Origin of the sequence: Pseudomonas sp. SJZ078, from assembly GCF_007828255.1 — a bacterium.
GTDB lineage: Bacteria > Pseudomonadota > Gammaproteobacteria > Pseudomonadales > Pseudomonadaceae > Aquipseudomonas.
Genome location: NZ_VIUG01000071.1, coordinates 1 through 4,871 on the forward strand (window position 1 = coordinate 1; position 4,871 = coordinate 4,871).

General features: G+C 62.9%; 5 protein-coding genes. All 5 read right to left on the minus strand.

Annotated elements, in window-relative coordinates; all coding sequences use genetic code 11:
• Nucleotides 1-228: 228 nt before the first annotated feature.
• A complete protein-coding gene (locus tag FBY02_RS27890) occupies nt 229-1,245 on the minus strand; it encodes a contractile injection system protein, VgrG/Pvc8 family (RefSeq protein WP_144931741.1) in 1,017 nt (338 codons plus the stop codon).
• Between the two features lie 9 nt (nt 1,246-1,254).
• Nucleotides 1,255-1,467, minus strand: a complete 213-nt coding sequence (locus FBY02_RS27895) for a tail protein X (protein WP_047701972.1) — start codon at nt 1,465-1,467, stop codon at nt 1,255-1,257.
• Nucleotides 1,460-1,843 carry a phage tail protein gene (locus FBY02_RS27900; protein ID WP_024779062.1) on the minus strand — a complete coding sequence of 128 codons (384 nt, stop codon included), beginning with the start codon at nt 1,841-1,843 and terminating at the stop codon, nt 1,460-1,462. The genes FBY02_RS27895 and FBY02_RS27900 overlap by 8 nt, the downstream gene beginning before the upstream one ends.
• The gene (locus FBY02_RS27905) at nt 1,843-3,969 is read right to left on the minus strand and encodes a phage tail tape measure protein (RefSeq protein WP_144931744.1); all 2,127 of its coding nucleotides are present in this window, start codon (nt 3,967-3,969) and stop codon (nt 1,843-1,845) included. Before FBY02_RS27905 ends, FBY02_RS27900 begins: the two co-directional genes overlap by 1 nt.
• A gap of 128 nt (nt 3,970-4,097) precedes the next feature.
• A complete protein-coding gene (locus FBY02_RS27910; RefSeq protein WP_144931746.1) occupies nt 4,098-4,667 on the minus strand; it encodes a phage tail assembly protein in 570 nt (189 codons plus the stop codon).
• Between the last annotated feature and the right edge of the window lie 204 nt (nt 4,668-4,871).

A 4,871-nucleotide genomic window follows, 5' to 3' on the forward strand; every position in this document is an offset into this window, starting at 1 on the left:
GTTGGATGTGCCGACGTCTTCGCGAGCAGGCTCGCTCCCACAGAGGTCCTGCGTCATTCACGAATGCTGTGGTCGCCAACGATCCAGGGTGGGAGCGAGCCTGCTCGCGATGGTGGTGGCTCAGTCGAAATAGATGCCGGATGTGCTGGCGTATTCGCGAGCAAGCCCGCTCCCACAGGTCCTGCGTCATTCCCAAATTCGGTGGTCGCCAGCGATCCAGGGTGGGAGTCAGGCCTTGGCATCCAGGCAGGTTGCGTCGATCTTGCAGCGATAGCTTTTTTCCCGGTCACCGGTGGCGGTGACTTTGTCGATCGACCAGCGGCCGCGCATGAAATCCGGCCAGGTCGGGTCCAGCAGGACGATGCCTTCGGCGGACAACCCCGGGTTGCCCGGACACTCGATGGCGACCTTGAGGGCTTCGCGCATCAGCCTGCGCACTTCGCCTTCAGCGGCGGCGCGGGCGTCTTCTGCGCTCTGGAAATGCTGTCGAAGGATCTTGAACGGCGCGATGCCACTCTCCTCCACCTGCACCTTGCCCGCCGCCGCATCCCACCAGCGACTCTTGCAGCCCTGGTATTTCGCCCGGGCGGTTTCATCAAGGACGGCTGAGATAAACGCTTGATCGCCGGGACGATTGTTGGTCGTCACCGACAGCTTGATCTGCGGCAAAACCTTGCCCGACAGCGACTTCGCCTGGCCGCGTCGAGCCAGCACATACAATTGGTTGACCGGCTTAGCGATGGCGTCATACCGGTGGGCCAACCGTGTCAGGAAGCCCATATCGGTTTCGTTGGACTGGTCGATGTGCTCGATTTTTATCAGCGACAGCTCCGGCGCCACACGCGGCGAAAAACCATGCCTGGCGGTCAGTTCACGAAACAGCGCGCCCAGGGTCGTCGGGCCATGGCTGACGGAGCGGCGCTGCTTGAATCCGGTCTGGTCCGCCGCACTGAATGGCGCCGCCATGGCCACCAGCGTCAAGCGCAGGGGAAACAGCGTCGGCGTGCGCCGGGTAATGACGAACTCGCCCTTGTCCACCAGGCCGGACTCCAGGTAGCCCACCCGCAGGCCGATTTTTCCGCCGAGGCTGGGCAGCCCTTCAAGCCCTTCCAGGCTGATGACCAGGGTCAACTGATCGGATTCGATCCCCGCCGCGTCGACGTGGGTCCAACTGAGCAGGCGCTCGTTGAGCAGTGCCGCGTTCGCACCATAGATTTCCACTGCTGGCGTGAAACCCAGTGACATGTTGCCTCCTTAATCCCAAGCCGATACCGGTGCGGGTGCAACGGGTTTCAGATCCACCTCCGGCAAGGCAACCCACACCCCCGCCGGCAGCACCGGCCCCCATTCGGCCAGCCCGGGGTTGAGCAGCCAGAGCGCTTGCTCGGTGGCATCGTCACAACACTCAAGCTCGCGGTACAGCAACAGATTCACCGAGTCACCGGCGATACTTCGAACCCTACGCATTGGCGAACTCCGTCAATTCAATCACCCAGCCGACCACCATCGCCGTGCCGTCATCAATAACCTCGGTCTGGGTTTCCGACACCTTGTTGATCTGCCATAGCCCCCAGTTGCGCCCGATACCATCCACCAACGGCACAGGCACGCGCAGGGCTTGCAATGCCCGCAGCTCATCGAGCCGATCCATGGCGGTCGCGTACATCGATTTGCCGGTGATGGTCAGCCCTTGCAGACCTTGGCCGACCTGGCTGGACTTGGGTTTGCTGGTGAGAATGTCGATGCTCTTCCAGCCGCCATCCGAGGTGCGTACCAGCGAGTGGTACGCGAAGTTTCTCGACAGCCCGAAAATGAAACTGCCGAGTGCCATTTGCTGACGCATCACGTACCTCCGTCGGTCAGGGCCGCGTCACTGCGCATGGCCAGTGAGTTGGGCATGGTTGTCAGGCCGAACTGGCCGGTAATCTGCTGCACCACCAGATTGGCCAACTGGCTGGCGCTGGCCTGGTCCTGACCGTTGATGTAAATATTGGCGGTCATGGTGTTTTGTTGAGTGCTGGTCTGGCTGCTGGTGAGGTCTTTGCTGACCTGTTCCGGGGCGTCGAGCTTGTCGGCGGGCATGGCCAGTTTTTCACCCAGCCACTCACCGCCCCAACTGCCCGCCATGCTCCCCAGCAAACCACCGATGACGCCTCCCACCGCAGTTCCCAGGATGGGCACCACGCTGCCGATCATCGCGCCAGCAGCGGCACCGGCGTAGGTGCCTGCAAGTCCGCCACCGGCAGAACCCAATGCCCTGCCGACTGCTTTGTCATCGCCGTCTTGCAGGCCTTTGGCGACATCGTAGCCAGCGCTGAGCAACATCAGCGGCGCGGCACGGCGGGTGACCGCCGAGCCCATCCGGGCGGCGCCCAGCAAACGACTCTCACTCGTCATGGAAGGTACCGGGATGGAAGCGGACTTAGCGGCATTGCCTTGCCTGGCGCGACGGGTCGTTTTCTTGCCCTTGCGGCGCTGTTCCGGCGCATCGACCGTCAGGTCTTGCCCCTCGGTAATCTGCCTGGCACCGGCCAGCGCCAGGAGTTTCGTCGCGGCCGCCGTGACGGCAGAAACCATCGCGACCTTGATCTCGGCGCCGCGTGCCAATGCCAGGGCCCCGGCGAGCACCAGCAATCCGGCGGTCGCTTTCGGTTGCGCCTGGGCCACTTCGCTCAGGCCATCGGCCAGGGCGCCAAGCGATACCATGACGCCGTCGGTCAACGGCGCCAAGGCATTGCCGCCCTCAGCGAGCATCCGGTTCTTGCTGGCATCCAGCGCATTGAAGCGCCCTTGAGACGTGTTCCCCAGCGCCTCGGCGGTGGCCGCCAGCGAGCCGTTGAACTTCGGCAGCGCCCCATCGGGGGTGCGTTCGGACACCAACGTGAACGCTTTCTGAACACCCTCCGGCTTCTTCAGCAGTTCCAGAATCGCGGTGTTGTCACCAAACAGGGTCTTGCTCAGCGCTTGCCGTTCTTGCGCAGGCTTCTGCTTGAGCGCTTCCAGCACCTGGCTGATCGTGCCCGCCGCGTCGTTGCGCAAGCCGTTGGCGATCAGAGCAGGATCAAGCCTGGGGTCCAGCTCGGCCCAGGCCTTGCGTTGCTCAGGCGTTGCCGCGTTGCCCTGGGCCAATGCCGTGGTGAAACCTTTTGCCGCGTCACCAGCATCGGCCTTGCTCACGCCGCTGTTCAGGAACGCCGCCGCGAGGGCCGCCACCTGTTCCGGGGTCATCCCCGCGGCGAGGCCCGCCTCGCCACTGCGCTGCACCACGGCGCCGATGTCGGCCGCTTTGACATTCAGGCCGCTGTTGCCGAGGTGGTTGGTGGCATCTGCCAGCGTCTGACGTTGCCCCCGATCCAGGTTCATCGCACTGCGCCACCCCAGCAACATCTCGCTGGCGGCCTTGACATCGAGGCTGAGCGCCGACGCCATCACTGCGCTGTCACGGGTGAAGTTCAGCAGTTCGTCCTGCCGTTTGGCCGGATCGGAACCCTCGCCGATGCCCGCCTTCGCTGCCGCCAGTTCGACCTGGACCAACTGGACCGCCGTGGCCCCGCTGGGCGCGACCTGTTTGTCGGCGGTCATTTTCAGGTTGGCCTGCGACAGCTGCTGCAACGCGGCCGTGTCCAGCTTCAGTACCTGGTTGAGCTCGACCATCGCCAACTCGGTCGCCATCGCTGACTTGAGCAGACCCGGTGGCGCCTGCTGGTCAACTTCGGCCTTGAGCTTGGACTTCGACTCATTTGACGCCGACACCGATGCGCCGGCTTTGAGCAACGACTGCTGCGTCGACAGAGCGACGTTCAACGAAGCCAGCGCTTCGCGCAACTTGACCTGCTCCGACACCAGCAGGCGGATGTCGAGACTGGCCGTGCTCAGGGCCAGGTTCAGCCCAGACGTTTCAGACACACTGCCCAGTGACGGCAACTCGATGCTGGCCGCACCGGACAGCGAATACTTACTCTCTGCCATCCCGCTCTACTCCTGTTTCACGCCAAGGCGAGTGATCGCGATGTCGTAACGGCGCAATGCCTTGCCGGCGTCCCACTCCAGAATCTCCGCTTCACTTACCGGGTAAATGAGCGGCACGACATCGAGGATCACTTCGATGTCGCGCTCCGAAAGAAGTCCGCCGGTTTGTTTAAAAAATCGTCGATACGCACCTGCAGTTGTGTCCAGTCGGGCACGGTCAGCAGGTCCAGATCGGGCAGCATCAGGCCGGTGCAATGGGCGGTGATGAACTCCGCGCGTTCCTTTGCCGTCTTCAGTTTCTTCATCGCCTTGGTGGCCCGCAGCGCTGGCATTTCCAGGGTCAACGAGGTCACGCTACGGCCCGCCACGCTGAGCGGTTGCAGCAGTTGCACCTGGTCGGGATCGGCCTCGGTGGCAGGCTCGAGAAAGTACGACGCCGGACGGGTCGACATGTCGTGCACGTACTGGGCGATGCTCACGTAATCCGGTCGCTTGAGCTGATCCAGCTCTTTGACCGACAGGCCGGTGGCCAATTTGGCCAGCTCGAAGAACTGGTCGTCCTCGTCGTCGCCGGCACGGGCCAGGGCGTCTTTCTGCGCGGCGTAGAACAGGGGTTTGAGTTGCAGTTGGTGGATCTGCGATCCGTCGTCACCGGTGATGGCTGACAACAGAATGTGTTGGGGAGGCGTCCAGGACATGAATCAATTCCTTGGGTGAATGTGGCCCCTTGTGGGAGCGGGCTTGCTCGCGAAGGCGCTGCGTCAGGCGACATTGATGTCAGCTGACACGCCCCATTCGCGAGCAAGCTGAACTGGTCAAGTATTCTTGGACACCATTTAAGGTTCACGCCGCCAGTCTTTCCCTGACGACCGGCGACCGGTAATCGTTATAACTGTGAGGCC